Genomic DNA, 18,859 nt, shown 5'->3' with positions numbered 1-18,859 from the left:
TCTTTGCCCGATCACGGGCGTGAAAAAAGGCCCCCACCGCCGTCGGCGGTGGGGGCCTTTTCGCTATTCAGATCAGATCTTGCCGGTCTGGTACTTCACGTCCGACGTGAGCTTGTTGTTCTCGTCGTAGGTGTAGACCCCGATGGTGGCCTCGGCCGGGTCACCGGCGTCGTTGAAGGAGATCGGGCCGCTCAGGCCGTCGTAGTCGATGTCCTTCTTGGCCTTGAGCAGGTCGGCGCAGGACTTGAAGTCCGTGCACTTCTCGCCGCCCTTGGACACGGTGCCCAGGTGCTTCGCGATCTCGCCCGGGTTGTCGCTGCCGGCCTCGATGGCCGCGAGGGCCGCGAGCATGGTGGCGTCGTAGGACTCGACGGCGTAGTTCCAGTCCTTGAGGTCCTTGTTGATCTCAAGGGCGCGCTTCTTGAAGTCGTCCTTGGTCGCGGCGCCGGGCTGGGTGCCCTTGAAGCCCTTCAGCGTGCCGGGAGCGAAGTCCTTCGAGTAGTCGGCGATGTTGCCGTCCACGAAGTACCACTTCTTGGTCTTGAGGCCGGCCTCGATCAGCTTGGGGACGATCTTCTTGGTCTCGTCGAAGCCGATGATCGCGATGGCGTCCGGGTTGGCCGCCTTGATCTTCGCCACGTCGGCCGAGAAGTCCGCAGCCTTGGGGTCGTAGGTCACCGACACGGCGACCTTGCCGCCGCCGCTCTCGATCTCCGCCTTGGCGTTCTCGGCGAGGCCGGTGCCGTAGGAGTCGTTGAGGACCAGCATGCCGGTGGTGGCGTTGCCGTCCTGGACGATCAGGTCGCCGAGGACGCGGCCCTGCAGCGTGTCCGGCGGCGCGGTCCGGAAGTAGAGGCCCTTGTCGTTGTAGGTGGTCAGCGCCGTCGAGGTGTTGGCCGGCGAGATCTGAACCACGCCCGCGCCGGTGATCTTGTCGATCACGGACAGCGAGACGGACGACGAGGCAGCACCGATGATGACGTCGGTCTTGTCGGTGAGCAGCTTGTTCACCGACTGGGTGGCGATGTCCGTGGAGGTGTCGCCCGAGTCCATGTGCTGGATCGTGACGGGCTTGCCCAGGACGCCACCGTTGGCGTTGATCTCCTTGATCGCGACGTCGACGCCGGCGAACTCCGGGGGGCCGAGGAAGGCCAGCGAACCGGTCTGCGGCAGGATCGTGCCGATCTTCAGCACGCCGTCACCGGGGGTAGCACCGCCGGTGGTCGCGCTCGTGCTCGGGCTATCTGCATCGTCACCGCATGCACTGAGTGCCAGGACGGCAGCGCTCAGCACGGCGACCGAGCGCCATGCGAGGTTGGGGCGGATCATCACCTGTCTCCTTTTTACAGCGCGGTAGGCGTGGTTGCGCCTAGATGCCAAGACGCTGATGAAGCCAGAACCTAATGAAACTCCTGGGCTGGCACTAGGGCTTCGGGGCAACACGCCTAGGAAGTTGCGCAGTCGTAATCTTCCTGTTCGCAACCGTCGCGGGAATCACTTTGTCGCGTCACAGTGCGGGGTCCTCTGCAGGATCCTCTGCGGGGTCCTGTGCCGGGAAGTGTCATACCCTCGGACTAGGCTCGACAGTGTGACGGGTTCAACAGACACCAGGCTCCTGCTGCTCGACGGGCACTCCCTCGCCTACCGGGCGTTCTTCGCCCTCCCGGTGGAGAACTTCTCCACCAAGACGGGGCAGGTGACCAACGCCGTCTTCGGCTTCACGTCGATGTTGATCAACATGTTGCGGGACGAGAAGCCCACGCACGTGGCGGTCGCCTTCGATGTGTCACGCCAGACCTTCCGCCTGGAGAAGTATGCGGAATACAAGGCCAACCGGTCCACGACCCGGCCGGAGTTCTCCGGCCAGCTCGACCTGATCAAGGAGGTCCTCAACGCGCTGCGGATCCCCTTCATCGAGAAGCCGGGCTATGAGGCCGACGACGTGATCGCCACGATCGCCCGCGAAGCCGTCGCGGAGGGCATCCCGACCTCGATCATCACCGGCGACCGCGACGCGTTCCAGCTGGTCACCGACCTGGTCACGGTGCTCTATCTCAAGCGCGGGGTCTCCGAGATGGACCGCATGACGCCCGCCAAGGTCGAGGAGCGCTATGGCATCCCGCCGTCGCTCTACCGGGCGAAGGCCGCCCTCGTCGGCGAGGACAGCGACAACCTCTCCGGCGTCCCCGGCGTCGGCGACAAGACCGCCGCGAAGTGGATCCTGCAGTTCGGCGACCTCGACGGGATCATCGCCCGGGTCGACGAGATCAAGGGCAAGGCCGGGGAGAGCGTGCGCGCCCACCTCGCCGAGGTCATGCGCAACTATGAGCTCAACGGCCTGGTCGACGACCTGGACCTGCCGGTCACCCCCGCCGAGCTGCACTGGCGCGGCTGGGACCGCGAGGCGGTCCACCAGGTCTTCGACGCCCTTGAGTTCCGGATCCTGCGTGACCGGCTCTACCAGTATCTCGACGCCGTCGAGCCGGAGGCCGAGAGCGGCTTCGACCTGGCCGGCAGCGTCCTGCGCGAGGGCGTCGGCGACTGGCTCACCGAGCACGCGCCGGCCGGCACCCGGGTCGGCGTCGCCGTCGCCGGCAAGTTCGGCCGCGGCGCCGGCGAGGTCACCGGCATCGGCCTTGCGGTCGCGGGCGGCCCGGCGGCCTGGTTCGACCCGACCGAGCTCGACGCCGCCGACGACGCCGCCGTGGGGGAGTGGCTCGGCGCCGCCGACCGGCTCAAGGTCCTGCACGACGTGAAGCCCGCCCGGCTGGCGTTCGGCGCCCGCGGCTGGGACCTGCAGGGCGTCGCCAGCGACACCGCCCTCGAGGCGTATCTGGCCCGCCCCGACCAGCGCTCCTATGAGCTCACCGACCTGGCCCTGCGCTATCTCAAGCGCGAGCTGCGGGTCGACACCCCGGACAACGGCCAGCTCGCGCTGGACGGGCTGGGCGGCAACACCGGGGAGGCGGAGGAGAACCTCATGCTCCGCGCCCGCGCCACCCTCGACCTCGCCGAGGCGATCGCCGAGGAGCTGCGCCGCGACGGTGACTCCTCCGCCCGGCTGCTCGCCGAGGTCGAGCTGCCACTGGTCACGGTCCTGGCCGAGATGGAGCGGGTCGGCATCGCCGCCGACTCCGACTATCTCAGCGAGCTGGAGTCGAAGTTTGCCGCCGACGTCAAGGCCGCCGCCCAGGGCGCCTATGAGGTGATCGGCCGCGAGTTCAACCTCGGCTCGCCCAAGCAGCTGCAGGAGATCCTGTTCAACGAGCTCGGCCTGCCGAAGACCAAGCGGATCAAGACCGGCTACACCACCGACGCCGAGGCGCTGACCAACCTGCACAAGCAGACCGAGCACCCGCTGCTCGCGCACCTGCTGCGGCACCGGGACGTGGCCAAGCTCAAGACCACCGTCGACGGCCTGCTGAAGTCGATCAGCGACGACGGCCGCATCCACACCACCTACTTCCAGACCGTCGCGGCCACCGGGCGGCTGTCCAGCACCGACCCCAACCTGCAGAACATCCCGATCCGCACCGAGGAGGGCCGGCAGATCCGCCGCGCCTTCATCGTCGGCGCGGGCTTCGAAACCCTCCTCACCGCCGACTACAGCCAGATCGAGATGCGGATCATGGCCCACCTGTCGAAGGACGAGGCGCTGATCCAGGCGTTCAACTCCGGCTTCGACTTCCACGCCGCCACCGCGTCCTCGGTCTTCTCGATCCCCGCCGAGGAGGTCGTCCCCGACCAGCGCCGCAAGATCAAGGCGATGAACTACGGCCTGGCCTATGGCCTGTCCTCCTATGGGCTCGCCGCGCAGCTCGGCATCACCCCCGCCGAGGCCACCGTCCTCATGGAGGAGTATTTCGCCACGTTCGGCGGGGTCCGCGACTACCTGCGCCAGATCGTCGTGCAGGCCCGCCGCGACGGCTACACCGAGACGGTCCTGGGTCGCCGCCGCTACCTGCCGGACCTCAACAGCGACAACCGGCAGCGCCGCGAGATGGCGGAGCGGATGGCCCTGAACGCGCCGATCCAGGGCTCCGCCGCCGACATCATCAAGGTCGCCATGCTGCACGTCGACACCGCGCTGCGCGCCGCCGGCCTGCGCTCCCGCATGCTGCTGCAGGTCCACGACGAGCTGGTCTTCGAGGTCGCCCCCGGCGAGCACGCGACCGTCGAGGCGCTGGTGCGCGAGCAGATGGGCGACGCCTACCCGCTCGACGTCCCCCTCGGCGTCTCGGTCGGTGCCGGCAGCGACTGGAACGCCGCCGACCACTGACCCGGGTCCCGCTGTTCCCCGCGACTTTCCCGCTGCGCGGTCAGGCCGGCTTGGTGGCGACGAAGATCGCCGTGCCGGGGAAGATCCTGCCGCGCAGCGGGCTCCACTGGCCCCACGTGCCCTTGTGGTCCTCGGGCCACTCCGGCTCGATCAGGTCCTCGAGGACGAAGCCGGCGGCGACGAGCTCACGGATGCGGTCACCGAGCGTGCGGTGCTGCTCCACGTAGGTCGGGACGTGCGCCTCGTCCTCCTCGACGTAGGCGCGGCGGTCGAAGTACGAGTGCACGGCGACCAGCCCGCCCTCACCCGGGTCGTCGAGGAACACCCAGCGCATCGGATGGGTGATCGAGAACGCCCAGCGGCCGCCGGGACGCAGGACGCGGAACACCTCACGCATGACCCGGCCCGAGTCGGCGACGAACGGCACGGCCCCGAAGGCGGTGCACACGATGTCGAATACGCCGTGGGCGAACGGCAGGGCGGTGGCGTCGGCCTGCAGCAACGGCACAGGTACACCCGATCGGGTGGATCCGGCGCTCGCGTGGCGCAGCATCCCGGCCGACAGGTCGCTGGCGACGACCCTCGCGCCCTGCGTCCGCAGCCAGCGGGAGCACGACGCGGCGCCGCAGCCGATCTCCAGGACGTCCTTGCCGGCCACGTCGCCGAGCAGGCGCGCGTCCGCCTCCCGCAGGCCCTCCGGGCACCAGACGAAGTCGACGTCACCGAGGAACGCGCCGTGTTCGGCCTGGTAGGCGTCGGCGTCGGCGTCCCACCAGCCCCGGCTCGCGCGGCGGCTCTCGGCGGGGTTCACTGCGCGTCGTGTGACGCTTGCGTCTGGTGACGTTTCCATGGACTGCAACGGTAGGCCCCACGAAAGTCGGCGGATCGGGTCTGGGGGAGGGTTGGACCATGTGGTATTGCGCAGGGTAGGCTGATCGGTGCACTCGTGGGTTGTGCGCCTCGGCATGGAGCAGGCTCACGGTCGTCCACACATCCTGAGCTTCCAATGCACTGATCCTGCACTGCGACAGGCGGGTTGTGCCGACGATGGTCCGCGGGAGCGCAGGTCCACCGAAGTCACCCACCGACCGGAGCAACAACCCACATGACGAGCAGCATCGAGGCCACCTCGAGCGCCAGCAGCAACAAGGTCGTCGACGAACTCGCGTCCGATGAGGCGTTCCTCGCCGCGATCGACGAGACCATCAAGTACTTCAACGACGGCGACATCGTCGAAGGCACCGTCGTCAAGGTCGACCGGGACGAGGTCCTGCTCGACATCGGCTACAAGACCGAGGGTGTCATCCCCTCGCGCGAGTTGTCGATCAAGCATGATGTCGACCCTGCTGAGGTCGTGTCGGTCGGTGACCACATCGAGGCCCTGGTCCTTCAGAAGGAGGACAAGGAAGGGCGCCTGATCCTCTCGAAGAAGCGCGCGCAGTACGAGCGGGCGTGGGGCACGATCGAGAAGATCAAGGAAGACGACGGCATCGTTCGCGGTTCCGTCATCGAGGTGGTCAAGGGTGGTCTCATCCTCGACATCGGACTCCGTGGCTTCCTGCCGGCGTCCCTGGTCGAGATGCGTCGGGTCCGCGACCTGCAGCCCTACGTGGGCCGCGAGCTCGAGGCGAAGATCATCGAGCTGGACAAGAACCGCAACAACGTGGTCCTGTCCCGCCGGGCCTACCTCGAGCAGACGCAGTCCGAGGTGCGCACCGAGTTCCTGCACAAGCTGCAGAAGGGCCAGGTCCGCAAGGGCGTCGTGTCCTCGATCGTCAACTTCGGCGCGTTCGTCGATCTCGGTGGCGTCGACGGCCTGGTGCACGTGTCCGAGCTGTCCTGGAAGCACATCGACCACCCCTCTGAGGTGGTTGAGGTCGGCCAGGAGGTCGAGGTCGAGGTGCTCGACGTCGACCTGGACCGTGAGCGCGTCTCCCTGTCGCTGAAGGCGACCCAGGAAGACCCGTGGCGCCAGTTCGCCCGCACCCACGCGATCCAGCAGATCGTCCCGGGCAAGGTCACGAAGCTCGTCCCGTTCGGCGCGTTCGTCCGCGTCGACGACGGCATCGAGGGCCTGGTGCACATCTCCGAGCTGGCCGAGCGCCACGTGGAGATCCCCGAGCAGGTCGTGCAGGTCGGCTCCGACGTCATGGTCAAGGTCATCGACATCGACCTCGAGCGCCGCCGGATCTCGCTCTCGCTCAAGCAGGCCAACGAGGGCTTCGTCGAGGGCGAGGAGCACTTCGACCCGACCCTCTACGGCATGTCTGCCACCTACGACGAGCAGGGCAACTACATCTACCCGGAGGGCTTCGACCCGGAGACCGCCGAGTGGATGTCGGGCTTCGAGAAGCAGCGTGAGGCGTGGGAGCAGCAGTACGCTGAGGCCCGCCAGCGCTGGGAGGCGCACACCAAGCAGGTGCAGACGGCCCGCCAGGCCGACGCCGCCGAGCCCGCCGCCGCAGCCGCGGCAGGTGGCTCGACGAGCACCGGCCCGGTGACCTCGTCGACCCCGACCGCGGCCCGCGCCCCGGAGGAGCCGGCAGGCACCCTCGCGACGGACGAGGCCCTGGCCGCCCTGCGCGAGAAGCTGGCCGGCGGCAAGAGCTGACGGCTCGCACAACATAAGAAAGGCCCCGCAGCCGGTTCCGGCTGCGGGGCCTTTCTCTCGTTCGCGGCTACTTGACGCCGGCCACGTCCATGGCGCGGAGCTCCTTCTTCAGTTCGGAGACCTCGTCACGGAGGCGGGCGGCGAGCTCGAACTGCAGCTCGCGGGCCGCGCCGAGCATCTGGTCGTTGAGGTCCTGGATCAGGGTTGCGAGCTCGGCCCTGGCCATGCCCGCGCGGGCGGGGGTGGCGGCGCCGGCGGAGCCCTTGGTGCCGCCGCCCTTCTGGCGGGCCCGGGTGTTCTCGGGGGACTTGCCGCGGCTCATCTGGCGGCCGCCGCCGACGGTGATGGCGCCGCCCGGCCCGTGCCCGCCGACGGCGCCGGCGGTGTCCTCGGCCTCGCGGTAGATGTCGTCGAGGATGTCGCCGAGCTTCTTGCGCAGCGGCTGCGGGTCGATGCCGCGGGCGGTGTTGTACGCGATCTGCTTGTCACGCCGCCGGTTGGTCTCGGAGATCGCCAGCGCCATCGACGGGGTCATCTTGTCGGCATACATGTGGACCTGGCCGGAGACGTTTCGCGCGGCGCGGCCGATGGTCTGGATGAGGCTGGTGCCGGAGCGCAGGAATCCCTCCTTGTCGGCGTCGAGGATCGCCACGAGACTCACCTCGGGCAGGTCGAGGCCCTCACGGAGCAGGTTGATGCCGACGAGGACGTCGAACTCGCCGCGGCGCAGCTCGCGCAGCAGCTCGACCCGGCGCAGGGTGTCGACCTCGGAGTGCAGGTAGCGCACGCGGATGCCGTGCTCCAGCAGATAGTCGGTGAGGTCCTCGGCCATCTTCTTGGTCAGGGTCGTGACCAGGATCCGCTCGTCGAGGTCGACCCGCTGGTTGATCTCGTGCATGAGATCGTCGATCTGACCCTTGGTCGGCTTGAGGACGACCTGCGGGTCGACGAGGCCGGTCGGGCGGATGACCTGCTCGACGAACTCGCCCTGGGTGCGGCCGAGCTCCCATGGGCCCGGGGTCGCCGACAGGTAGACGGTCTGGCCGACCCGCTCCTCGAACTCGTCGAAGCGCAGCGGCCGGTTGTCCTGCGCGCTCGGCAGCCGGAACCCGTGCTCGACCAGCGTCCGCTTCCGGGAGGCGTCGCCCTCATACATGCCGCCGATCTGCGGGACCGTGGCGTGCGACTCGTCGATGACGGTGAGGAAGTCGTCGGGGAAGTAGTCGAGCAGGCAGTGCGGCGGGCTGCCGGCCTCGCGGCCGTCGATGTGCCGGGAGTAGTTCTCGATGCCGTTGCAGAAGCCGACCTGGCGCATCATCTCGATGTCATAGGTGGTGCGCATGCGCAGCCGCTGCGCCTCCAGGAGCTTGCCCTCGCGGTCGAGCTCGGCGAGCCGCTCCTCCAGCTCGACCTCGATCTGCGAGATCGCCCGCTCCATGCGCTCCGGGCCGCCGCCGTAGTGCGTCGCCGGGAAGATCATCAGCTGGTCGACCTGGCGGATCTCGTCGCCGGTCAACGGGTGCAGATAGGACAAGCGCTCGATCTCGTCGCCGAAGAACTCGATGCGGATCGCGAGCTCCTCATAGGCCGGGATGATCTCGAGCGTGTCGCCGCGGACCCGGAACGTGCCACGGTTGAACGCGAGATCGTTGCGCGTGTACTGGATGTCGACCAGCCGGCGCAGCAGCTTGTCCCGCTCGAGCTCCTCGCCGACGGTCACCTTCGCGGCCCGGTCCAGATACTCCTCCGGCGTGCCCAGACCGTAGATCGCGGACACGGTCGCGACCACGATGACGTCGCGACGGGTCAGCAGGCTCATCGTCGCGGAGTGCCGCAGCCGCTCGACCTCCTCGTTGACCGACGAGTCCTTCTCGATATAGGTGTCGGTCTGGGGGATGTAGGCCTCGGGCTGGTAGTAGTCGTAGTAGCTGACGAAGTATTCGACCGCGTTGTTGGGCATGAGGCTGCGGAACTCCGTGGCCAGCTGCGCCGCCAGGGTCTTGTTGTGGGCGAGCACGAGCGTCGGGCGCTGGAGCCGCTCGATGAGCCACGCGGTCGTCGCGCTCTTGCCGGTGCCGGTCGCGCCGAGCAGCACCGAGTGCCGGTCGCCGGCCCGCACGCGCCGCGCCAACTGCTCGATGGCGGTGGGCTGGTCACCGGACGGGACGTATTCGCTGACCACCTCGAAGCGGTTGTCCAAGCGGGGGATGTCGAGCGCCATGACCCAACCGTACGCGGAGGGTATGACAACTTTCGGGTTCCTCGCACTGGGTGGTTGATCGTATTCAACATGACGATTGTGTGGGGAAGATCACCGGGCTACCGTAGACCCGTAGGCCGCTCGCGGCGGCCGATCCGGAGAGCAGGCCGACCACCACACGGTCGGTCCTCCCGGCGCCAGGTTGCTGCCCCGGCCCGTCACGGCCGGCGAGCGCACCGTGGTGGGATCGCGCGTCACGCGCGTCCGGCCGCCGCGAGCGCCCCTTTGTCCGCAACGTCAGGACGAAGCAGTGCCGGCGATCGCCGGCCAGGCCGCCGTGACCGCCTCGTCGAGGTCCTCCGGCGAGCCGTCGTTGACGATGGCGACGTCCGCGACCTCCCGCCGCTGCTCGTCGGTGGCCTGCGCGGCGATCCTCGCCCTTGCCTCCTGCGGCGTCATCCCGCGCAGCCGCACCAGGCGGTCCAGCCGCGTCGGGAGGGAGGCGAAGACGACGACCACCGTCTCGTACAGGCGGGACATCTGCTTCTCGACGATCAGCGGCACGTCGTTGACCACCACGGCATCGTCGGGCGCGGCCGCGATCAGCTCGGCGGTGCGCGCCCGGACCAGGGGGTGCACGATGCCCTCGAGGGTGGCGCGGGCGGCGTCGTCGCCGAAAACCCTCTCCGCCATCGCGGCACGGTCGAGCGCGCCGTCGGCGGTGAGCACGCCGTCGCCGAACGCCTCGACGACCGCGGCGAGGCCCGGCGTGCCCGGCTCGACGACCTCGCGGGCCAGCCGGTCCGCGTCGATGATCACGGCGCCGAGCGCGGCCAGCCGGGCCGCCACGGCACTCTTGCCGGCCCCGATGCCGCCGGTCAGTCCCACCATCCTCATCGCGCCATCACACCATTGCGGCGCCGGCGAGCCGACGTGGGCCCGGACAGGTGACCTCCCGGCGTGTAAGCGCGGAAAGCGGCAATTATGGAGATACCGTCCGTCTCGGGGAAGACTCCTCGTGGGCGAACATAACGGGGCGAACATGACACAGGGGCGACACTGCATCGGCCGGCCGGGCCTCGGGCGCCGTGACATCACCATGATCCTGGCGGCCGCCGAGGTCACCGAGCGCCGCCCACGGCACCGCCGCGGACGGTCGGTGCGCCGGTCGACGACCGAGGCCGCCGGCATCTTCGCCGCCGCCGCGGTGCTCGCGATGCTCGCCGTCAGCGGCTGGTACACGGCGTCGGGCGCCACCGCGGTCGTGCAGATGCTGGCCCGTTGACCAGGCAGGCACCCAAAGGCTGAGCCATCAGCCGTGGCGCGAGGCGCGGGCTGTCAGCGATACTCTGCCGGGCGAGTGCACGAGTGCCGTGCGCAAGTGCACGAACTGCACCGACGCCAGACCAGAAGGACACGCTGCATGGAGCCGGGACACCCCCCACGGCAGGATCCACCGACGGAGCCGGGCCACGACCAGGTCAACGGGTCGCCACCGCGGCCCGGCAGCCGGCGTGGCTGGATGTCGGACTCGCCGCTCGACGGCGGCTCCGGCTGGCCGACGTCGGCGTATGCGATCGTCCCCCGCCAATCGACCCCGCAGTCGCAGCCCCAGAACACCACGGCCCAGAACACCACGGCCCAGAACACCACGGCCCAGGGTTCGGGGCAGGGCGGGGCACATCAGGTACCGCAGCAATCCGGACAACAGGTCAGGCATGAGACGACCGAGCACGCCGACGTCGAACCGCCCCGGGACCCACGGCACCGTCGCCGGCGGATCGCCGTGCTGGTCATCGGCCTGATCGTGCTCATCGTCGCGGCCGTCGGCGGCGTCCTGGCCACCCGCAACTCCGGCGACGGCACCGAGGAGCCGGTCGGGGAGAACCGCGCCGTGACCGGACCGGCGGCGACCACCGCCGGCGGGACCACCGTCACCACCGCCGCCGCCACCGGCGTGGGCGGCAGCGTGACCCCGAGCCTCGACGCCAGCGGATCGCCGGTGCCGGGCGGCAGCGGCACCCCCGACCCGAGCACCGTGGTGACCAGCGCGGTCCCGCAGGGCGCGGTCACCGACGTGCTGCGGGCCGGCACCGTCCGCATGACGGTCCTGGCCGGGCAGCCGGACGAGACCTTCGACTTCGACAGCGGCGCCAAGCAGGCGGCCGGCGCCGACGCGGCCGCGGGCGCGCTCGGCCTGACCGCGGTGGGCGGTGCGGCCTTCGCCCCTGTCCTGCAGGCGCCGACGCTCGCCGCCTGCTCCGCGGTCCCGGCCGCGCAGTGGACCGACCGGGTCCTGCTCACCGCGCTGCTGCCCACCGCGAAGGTCTGCGTCCGCACCGGCGAGCAGCGCTTCGGCTGGTTCAGCCCGCGGTCCGGCGACGCCGTGATCAGCGGCCAGCTCTACACCACGTATCTCGATTTCACGGTGTGGAAGAAGACCGGCGACTGACCGCTCAGGCCGGCACGTCGGCGAAGTGCTCGACCGTCGGCGCGCCGTCGAAGAACGGGCCGAGCAGCGCGCGCCACTGCGTGAACCGGTCGGTGGCGCGGAAGTTGTCCAGGTGCGCGTCGACCGAGTCCCACTCGACCAGCAGCACGAACCGGGTCGGTGACTCGACGCCGCGCGTCATGCGCACCGACCGGCAGCCGGGGGTGGTCGCGAGCAGGGTGTGTCCCTTGCGGTACGCGGCGGAGAACTCTTCCTCGCGACTGGCGAGCACGTCGATGAGCGCAACTTCCAAGACCATCCGGAAAGGGTAGAGGACATCGTGCTCGACTGGCTCACCTCCGCTGCCTTCCATGCTTTCGGTGCCCCGACCACCTGGGCGGAGCTGCTGGGTTTCCTGACCGGTCTGGTCACGGTCTGGCTGGTCGTGCGGCAGCACATCGCGAACTGGCCCGTCGGCATCGCGAACGTGCTGCTGCTCATGGTCGTGTTCTGGCACGTCGGCCTCTACGGCGACGCCTGGCTTCAGGTGGTCTATGTGGTGCTCGGCGCCTACGGCTGGTGGCGGTGGCGTCCGGGTGCCTCGACGGTAGTGCGACGCACGAGCCGCGTCGAGTGGGGTGCACTCGCCGTCGCCGGAATGTTGCTCACCGTGATTCTTTGGTGGTACCTCGACCGGTTCACCACCTCCACCGTGCCGCTGCCGGACGCCGCGACGACCGCCGTCTCGCTGCTCGCGACCTACGGCCAGACCCGCCGCCTGGTGGAGAGCTGGTGGCTGTGGATCGCCGTCGACGTCGTGTACGTGCCGCTCTACGGATACAAGGACCTGTGGCTCACCGCGGTGCTGTACCTCGCCTTCCTCGCCCTCTGCGTCCTGGGCCTGCGCGCCTGGCGGGAGGCGCTGGCCCCGAGCCCGCATCCGGTGCCGGCGTGACGCACGGCCTCGTCGTCGGCAAGTTCTATCCGCCGCACGCCGGACACCACCACCTCATCGACACCGCGGCCCGCGCCTGCGACCGGGTCACCGTCGTCGTCGCGCCGTCCAGTGCGGAGTCCATCCCCCTCGAGACCCGCCTCGCCTGGCTGCGTGAGGTGCACTCGGCCAGCCCGCACGTGCGTTTCGCCGGCGTCTACTGCGACCTGCCCATCGACTACAACGACCCCGACCTCTGGCAGGCGCATTACGAGGTCTTCCGCGGGGCCGTCGGCCCGTCGCAGGTGGACGTGGTCTTTTCCTCCGAGGTGTACGGGGATGAGCTCGCCCGCCGTTTCGACGCCCGGCATGTGGCGGTCGACCCTGGCCGGGTCGGTGTGCCGGTCTCGGGCACGGCGGTGCGCGCGGATCCCGTGGCGAACTGGGCGTTCCTGGCGCCGCCGGTACGCGCCTGGCTGGCCCGCCGGGTGGTCGTCGTCGGCGCCGAGTCGACCGGCACCACCACCCTGGCGCGCGCCCTCGCGGCCCAGTTCCGGCTGCGCGGCGGAGCATTCGCCGGCACGCGGTGGGTGCCCGAGTACGGCCGGACCTTGACGGAACTGAAGATGGCCGCCGGGCCGGGCGGCAGTGTCAAGGTCGAGGACCTCGTCTGGGACCGTGGGGACTTCCTGACCGTCGTGCGGGAGCAGAACGCCGCCGAGGACGCCGCGGCGCGGGCCGGTGGGCCGCTGCTGATCTGCGACACCGACGCGTTCGCCACGGCGATCTGGGAGGAGCGGTACCTCGGCTCCACCTCGCCGCAGGTCCGTGCCGCCGCCCGCGAGCCGGCCCTGTACCTGCTGACCTCCGACGACGGCGTGCCGTTCGAGGACGACGGGATGCGCGACGGCGAACATCTGCGCGGATGGATGACCGGGCGGTTCCGGACCGAGCTCGCGGCCGGCCGGGTGCCGTGGATCGAGCTGACCGGGACGTACCGGACGAGACTGCGCACCGCGCTCGCGGCCTGCGACGATCTGCTGGTGCGGGGCTGGCGGTTCGCCGCGCCGCAACTGCCGCGCTGACCGCTGGCCCGGGCGCCCGTTTCGGGGGCTGGTTCAGTGCCCGGGCGGGCCCCCGGAATTGTCGGTGGGTCCTGTTAAGGTCCGGCGCATGAGGCACATCACGACGTTTGCCGGGCTTCCGGTGATCGAGTTCGAGCCCGGCATCGTCGACAAGCTGGACGTCGAGGGGACCCCGCGCAGCGCCGTCGCCTGGCGGATCTCGGCGGACTACGAGGACACCGAGGAGGCGTTCCGGGTCCTCCTCGACCGGTGCCTAGACGTCGTCGGCGGCGAGTCCGTCCAGGCGCTCGTCATCGGCGAGTGGGGCGAGGCGTATGACACGCCACCGCCGCTGCACCTGCTCGTCGCCGCCCGCGCGCGGCTGCCGCACCTGCGGGCGCTGTTCCTCGGTGAGATGACCGGCGAGGAATGCGAGATCTCCTGGATCAACCACACCGACGTGGCGCCGCTGCTCGCCGCGTTCCCGGGGCTGGAGATCCTGCGCATCCGCGGCGCCGAAGGGCTGCAGCTGTCCCCGGTGCGGCACATGCGCCTGCGTGAACTGGCGGTGGAGAGCGGTGGGCTGCCCGCCGGCGTGGTGCGCGGCATCACCGACTCGCACCTGCCGGCCCTGACCGATCTGGAGCTGTGGCTCGGCGTCAGCCAGTATGGCGGCGACGTCACCGTGGAGGACCTGGCGCCGGTGTTCAGCGGCACGGGCCTGCCCCAGCTGCGCCGGCTCGCGCTGCGCAACGCGGAGATCGCCGACCAGGTCGCGGCCGCGCTCGCCGGCGCGCCGGTCGTGCCGCGCCTGGAAGCACTCGACCTGTCGCTGGGCATCCTGTCCGACCGGGGCGCCGAGGCGCTGCTGCTCGGCCAGCCGCTGACCCACCTGCGCCGGCTCGACCTGTCCCACCACTTCATCTCGGCCGAGCTGGCCGACCGGCTCCGGGCCGAACTGCCCGGCGTCGACGTCGACCTGTCCGACCAGCAGGAGGAGGACGACGGCGAGCGCTACACGGCAGTGTCGGAATGACCGCCGTCACCGTCGTCGGCGTTCCCGGCCATCGGCGCGTCCGGCTGTTCCGGGACGCGGCCGTCGCCGCGGGCCTGCCCGAGCCGACCGTGGTGAGCTGGCGCGACGTGTGCGCCGGCGACTTCGCCCTGGGCGGCGACCGCATTCCGGGCAGCGACCGCATTCTGGATGGCGCAGCGTGGACGGGCGATGGGCCGGTCTGGGTGCGGTTGGAGTCGCCGGGTGAGGACGCGGAGACCGACCGGCTGCTGCGGGGCGCGCCCACGCGCGCCGCGCACGGTGAGATCGTCGGGCTCGCCGCCTGGCACCGCGGTCTCGTTGCCGCGGCCCGCCGGGTCGAGGCCCGTGGGGTGCCGCTGCTGACCGCGGTGGACGAGCTCGACGTCATGTTCGACAAACGTCGCTGCCACGCGCTGTTGCGGTCCCGGGGCGTGGCCGTGCCCGAGGCGTTCACCGCGGGCAGCTACCAGGAGATCCGGGACAGAAGCCGGCAGCAGGGCGGGCAGCAGGACGGCAAACAGGGCTGGCGGCGGGTGTTCGTCAAGCCGCCGCACGGGTCGTCGGCGTCGGGGGTCGTCGCGCTCGCGTTCGGTGGGGCGCGGGGGGAGGACCGGGCGGGTGGGGTCCGCCGGGTCAGCGCCTACACGTCCGCGGTGCTCGACGGCGACCGGCTGTACAACGAGCTGCGGGTCCGCCACTACACCGACGAGCGGACCGTCGCCGCGATCATCGACCGGCTCGCCGCCGACAGCCTGCCCGCCGCCGGCGGTCTGCACGTTGAGCGCTGGCTGCCGAAGGCGTCCCATGACGGGCTCGTGTTCGACCTGCGGGTGCTCGTCGTCGCCGGCCGCGTCAGCCACGTCGTCGTGCGCACCGGCCGGTCACCGATGACCAACCTGCACCTCGGCAACGCCCGCGGCGACCTGCCCGGCGTCCGGGCCGCCGTCGGTGAGGAGCGCTGGGCCGCCGCGATGCGCACCTGCGAGGCGGCCGCCGCCTGCTTCCCCGGCAGCCTGCACGTCGGCGTGGACCTGATGTTCGGCCGGGACTACGGCACCCACGCGGTCGCCGAGGTCAACGCCTTCGGCGACCTGCTGCCAGGGCTGCTCGTCAACGGTCGCGACACCTACGCGGCGGAGCTCGACGCGCTGCTGTCGGGCCGGTTCACGGCACCACCGGCGGCCACCCGCCCCGGCGTGCTGGCCGGTGCCCCGTGAAGGCGCTCGTCGGCAGCCACGACCTGCTCTTCGTCACCCTCGACACGCTGCGCCACGACGTCGCCGCCGGGCAGCTCGCGGCCGGACGCACCCCCAACCTTGCGAGGGTGCTCCCCGGTGGGGTGTGGCAGCGGCGGCATACGCCGGCGTCGTTCACGTATGCGGCGCACCACGCGTTCTTCGGCGGGTTCCTGCCGACGCCGGTGACGCCGGGTCCGCACCAGCGGCCGTTCGCGGCCAGGTTCCCGGGCAGCACCACCGTCGGGGAGGACACCTGGGAGTTCGACGCCGCCAACGTCGTCACCGGGCTGCGCGCGGCCGGCTATCACACGGTCTGCATCGGCGGGGTCGGCTTCTTCGCGATGACGTCGGCGCAGGGCGCGGTGCTGCCCGGCCTGTTCGACGAGGCGCACTGGACCCCCGAGTTCGGCGTGACCAACCCGGCCTGCTTCGAGGCGCAACTCGACCGGCTCAAGACCGTGATCCACGAAGGCAAGCACGACAAGCACAGCGACGGGCCGCTGTTCACGTTCGTCAACGTCGCCGCCATGCACCAGCCCAACCGGCACTACCTGCCCGGCGCGGCGCAGGACACGGTCGCGTCACACGGTGCGGCCCTGGCGTATGTCGACCGGCACCTGCCGGCGCTGTTCGGCCTCGTCACGTCCCGCGGCCGGCCCTGCCACGTGATCATGTGCAGCGACCACGGCACCGCCTACGGCGAGGACGGGCACACCGGGCACCGCCTCGCGCACGAGGTCGTGTGGACCGTGCCGTATGCCGAGTTCACCCTCGAACCAGGGGAGTGGTGATGCTCGGCTCTCCCTACCAGGGTTACCTGTATGCGTATCCGCACAAGACCGCGTACCGGCCGCTGCGCCCCCGGCCGCGGCTCGCCGACGTGTGGGCGGGCGAGCCGACGGACGCGCTGTTCCTCTACGTCCACGTGCCGTTCTGTGAGATGCGGTGCGGGTTCTGCAACCTCTTCACCCGCGCCAATCCGCCCGCCGAGCAGGTCACCGCCTACCTCGACCAGCTGCGGCGGCAGGCGGACCGGGTCGCCGCCGCGGTGCCCGCCGCGACCTACGCCCGGGCCGCGATCGGCGGCGGGACCCCGACGTATCTGACCGCGGCCGAGCTGACCCGGCTCTTCGACACCGTCGAGCGAGCCACCGGCGCGGACCTGCGGGCCGTGCCGACGTCGGTGGAGACGTCACCGGCGACCGCGACCGCCGACCGGCTCGCGGTGCTGCTCGACCGCGGCACGAGCAGGGTCAGCATCGGGGTGCAGAGCTTCCTGGACGCCGAGGCGCACGCCGCCGGCCGGCCGCAGCACCGCGCCGAGGTCGACCGGGCCCTCGACACGATCCGAGCCGCCGGCCCGGTCGAGCTCAACATCGACCTCATCTACGGCATCCCCGGCCAGACCGTCGACACCTGGACGGGTTCGCTGCACACCGCCCTGACCTGGCGGCCCGAGGAGCTGTACCTGTACCCGCTCTACGTCCGCCCGATGACCGGCCTCGGCCGGCGGGCACCCGGCACCCCCGACCCCGAGTGGGACGCGCAGCGCCTCGCCCTCTACCGGCACGCCGTCGACCTGCTCGCCGCCGCCGGCTATGAGCAGCAGTCGATGCGCGCATTCCGCCGCCGGGACGCGCCGCCGACCGGCGCCGCCACTGCCGACCCCGCCGGCGGTGCCACTGCCGGCGGTGCCACCGCCGTTCCCGGCTACTGCTGCCAGGACGACGGGATGGTCGGGCTGGGGTGCGGGGCCAGGTCGTACACGTCGAGGCTGCACTACTCGTTCGACTATGCGGTGAGCGTCCGGCAGGTGCGGGGCATCCTCGACGACTATCTGGCCCGGCCGGCGGAGGACTTCGACGTCGCCGAGGTCGGGTTCGCCCTCGACGGCACCGAGCAGCGCCGCCGCTGGCTGCTCAAGTCGCTGCTGCGGGCGCCCGGGATCGCGCCCGGCGACTACCTGGCGCGCTTCGGCACCGGCGTCGACGACGACTTCCCGGCGCTGCGCCTGCTCCGCGAGACCGGCCACCTCGACGGGCACCGGCTCACGGCGGAGGGGCTCGCGCACTCCGACGCGATCGGGCCGTGGCTCATCTCCGACGGCGTCCGCGCCGCCATGGCCGGGCACGTGCCGCGGTGAGGATCCTCTACCGCGGCCCGCTGGCCAGCTGCAACTACGACTGCGCGTACTGCCCGTTCGCGAAGCGGCGCGACCCGCCCGACCTGTTGCGCGCCGACCGGGCCGCGCTCGAACGGTTCGTCGGCTGGGTCGCGGCACACGAGCCACCCGGCGGCGAGCCGGTCGAGGTGCTGTTCACGCCGTGGGGTGAGGGGCTGACCCGGTCCTGGTACCGGGCGGCGCTCATCCGCCTCTCGCACCTGCCGCACGTCGGGCGCGCCGCGATCCAGACGAACCTCGCCGGCCGGCTCGACTGGGTCACCGAGGCGGACCCGGACACCCTGGCGCTGTGGTGCACGTTCCACCCGGGGCAGGTCGGCCTGGAGCGGTTCCTGCGGCAGTCGGCGACCCTGCACCGGCACGGGATCCGGCATTCGGTCGGCGTCGTCGGCCTGCCCGAGCACCTCGCCGCCGCCGTCGCGCTGCGCTCGGCATTGCCCCGCGACGTGTACCTGTGGGTCAACGCCGCCGACGGCCACACGTACACGCCGGCGGAGGAGGAGGCGTGGACGGCGATCGACCCGCTGTTCGGCTACAGCGTCCGGCCGCACCGGTCGCTGGGGCGGGCCTGCCGGACCGGCGACGAGGTGATCTCCGTCCTCGGCGACGGCACGGTCCGCCGCTGCCACTTCGTGCCCGAGCCGCTCGGCAACCTGTACGACGGGACCTGGCGGCCGACCACGCGACCGTGCCCGAAGGAGGAGTGCGACTGCCACATCGGCTACGTGCACCTGCGGACACTGCCGCTGTATGACGTGTTCGCCGGCGGCGTGCTGGAACGCGTCCCGCACGAGCTGCCGCTGTGGTCCGTGCCGGCAGCCGCGCTCAAGGAGACGCCGGCCGCGCTGCGGGAGACGGCAACGGGGGCCGCGTAGCGGCCCCCG

General features: G+C 70.9%; 15 protein-coding genes and 1 pseudogene. 11 read left to right on the top strand and 5 right to left on the bottom strand.

What is annotated here, in order from left to right:
- Window positions 1–72: 72 nt before the first annotated feature.
- Complete coding sequence (locus AB0K00_RS07245; protein ID WP_363516755.1) at window positions 73–1,329, bottom strand: ABC transporter substrate-binding protein; 1,257 nt, start codon at window positions 1,327–1,329, stop codon at window positions 73–75.
- A 259-nt stretch (window positions 1,330–1,588) separates the two neighbouring features.
- Here AB0K00_RS07245 and polA point away from each other — a divergent pair, with 259 nt between their 5' ends.
- A complete protein-coding gene (polA, locus tag AB0K00_RS07240; protein ID WP_363516752.1) occupies window positions 1,589–4,279 on the top strand; it encodes a DNA polymerase I in 2,691 nt (896 codons plus the stop codon).
- Window positions 4,280–4,319: 40 nt separating this feature from the next.
- Here polA and AB0K00_RS07235 read toward each other — a convergent pair whose 3' ends face one another.
- Window positions 4,320–5,129 (bottom strand): class I SAM-dependent methyltransferase, encoded by an 810-nt coding sequence (locus AB0K00_RS07235; protein WP_363516749.1) that lies wholly within the window; start codon window positions 5,127–5,129, stop codon window positions 4,320–4,322.
- A 255-nt stretch (window positions 5,130–5,384) separates the two neighbouring features.
- On the opposite strand from AB0K00_RS07235, the gene rpsA reads away from it, so the two are divergent.
- Window positions 5,385–6,890, top strand: a complete 1,506-nt coding sequence (rpsA, locus tag AB0K00_RS07230) for a 30S ribosomal protein S1 (protein ID WP_363516746.1) — start codon at window positions 5,385–5,387, stop codon at window positions 6,888–6,890.
- Window positions 6,891–6,957: 67 nt separating this feature from the next.
- Here rpsA and uvrB read toward each other — a convergent pair whose 3' ends face one another.
- Together uvrB and coaE are read right to left on the bottom strand one after the other, a co-directional pair.
- On the bottom strand, window positions 6,958–9,111 hold the full coding sequence (gene uvrB / locus AB0K00_RS07225; RefSeq protein WP_363516743.1) for an excinuclease ABC subunit UvrB: 2,154 nt from the start codon (window positions 9,109–9,111) through the stop codon (window positions 6,958–6,960).
- Between the two features lie 306 nt (window positions 9,112–9,417).
- Window positions 9,418–9,987: pseudogene (gene coaE, locus AB0K00_RS07220) on the bottom strand (dephospho-CoA kinase); the annotation flags it as partial.
- 145 nt (window positions 9,988–10,132) lie between these two features.
- Here coaE and AB0K00_RS07215 point away from each other — a divergent pair.
- Window positions 10,133–10,375: a hypothetical protein gene (locus AB0K00_RS07215; RefSeq protein ID WP_363516740.1), complete on the top strand. Its 243-nt coding sequence runs from the start codon at window positions 10,133–10,135 to the stop codon at window positions 10,373–10,375.
- Window positions 10,376–10,513: 138 nt separating this feature from the next.
- The gene (locus AB0K00_RS07210; RefSeq protein WP_363516737.1) at window positions 10,514–11,542 is read left to right on the top strand and encodes a hypothetical protein; all 1,029 of its coding nucleotides are present in this window, start codon (window positions 10,514–10,516) and stop codon (window positions 11,540–11,542) included.
- Between the two features lie 4 nt (window positions 11,543–11,546).
- On the opposite strand, the gene AB0K00_RS07205 is transcribed toward AB0K00_RS07210, so the two are convergent.
- Window positions 11,547–11,840 (bottom strand): antibiotic biosynthesis monooxygenase family protein, encoded by a 294-nt coding sequence (locus tag AB0K00_RS07205; RefSeq protein ID WP_363516734.1) that lies wholly within the window; start codon window positions 11,838–11,840, stop codon window positions 11,547–11,549.
- 21 nt (window positions 11,841–11,861) lie between these two features.
- Here AB0K00_RS07205 and pnuC point away from each other — a divergent pair, with 21 nt between their 5' ends.
- From pnuC to AB0K00_RS07170, 7 genes are all read left to right on the top strand, one after another.
- Window positions 11,862–12,476 (top strand): nicotinamide riboside transporter PnuC, encoded by a 615-nt coding sequence (pnuC, locus tag AB0K00_RS07200; RefSeq protein WP_363516731.1) that lies wholly within the window; start codon window positions 11,862–11,864, stop codon window positions 12,474–12,476.
- Entirely contained in the window at window positions 12,473–13,540 is a 1,068-nt protein-coding gene (locus tag AB0K00_RS07195) for an AAA family ATPase (protein WP_363516729.1), read from the top strand. The genes pnuC and AB0K00_RS07195 overlap by 4 nt, the downstream gene beginning before the upstream one ends.
- Window positions 13,541–13,628: 88 nt before the next feature.
- Window positions 13,629–14,555 (top strand): STM4015 family protein, encoded by a 927-nt coding sequence (locus tag AB0K00_RS07190; protein ID WP_363516726.1) that lies wholly within the window; start codon window positions 13,629–13,631, stop codon window positions 14,553–14,555.
- Window positions 14,552–15,772 (top strand): STM4014 family protein, encoded by a 1,221-nt coding sequence (locus tag AB0K00_RS07185; protein WP_363516723.1) that lies wholly within the window; start codon window positions 14,552–14,554, stop codon window positions 15,770–15,772. The genes AB0K00_RS07190 and AB0K00_RS07185 overlap by 4 nt, the downstream gene beginning before the upstream one ends.
- Complete coding sequence (locus tag AB0K00_RS07180) at window positions 15,769–16,584, top strand: STM4013/SEN3800 family hydrolase (protein WP_363516720.1); 816 nt, start codon at window positions 15,769–15,771, stop codon at window positions 16,582–16,584. Before AB0K00_RS07185 ends, AB0K00_RS07180 begins: the two co-directional genes overlap by 4 nt.
- Window positions 16,584–17,936: an STM4012 family radical SAM protein gene (locus AB0K00_RS07175; RefSeq protein ID WP_363516717.1), complete on the top strand. Its 1,353-nt coding sequence runs from the start codon at window positions 16,584–16,586 to the stop codon at window positions 17,934–17,936. Before AB0K00_RS07180 ends, AB0K00_RS07175 begins: the two co-directional genes overlap by 1 nt.
- The gene (locus AB0K00_RS07170) at window positions 17,933–18,850 is read left to right on the top strand and encodes an STM4011 family radical SAM protein (RefSeq protein WP_363516714.1); all 918 of its coding nucleotides are present in this window, start codon (window positions 17,933–17,935) and stop codon (window positions 18,848–18,850) included. Before AB0K00_RS07175 ends, AB0K00_RS07170 begins: the two co-directional genes overlap by 4 nt.
- Window positions 18,851–18,859: the final 9 nt, after the last annotated feature.

Origin of the sequence: Dactylosporangium sp. NPDC049525, from assembly GCF_040676755.1 — a bacterium.
Taxonomy (GTDB): domain Bacteria; phylum Actinomycetota; class Actinomycetes; order Mycobacteriales; family Micromonosporaceae; genus Dactylosporangium.
This window is presented reverse-complemented; position numbering and strand designations above follow the sequence as displayed.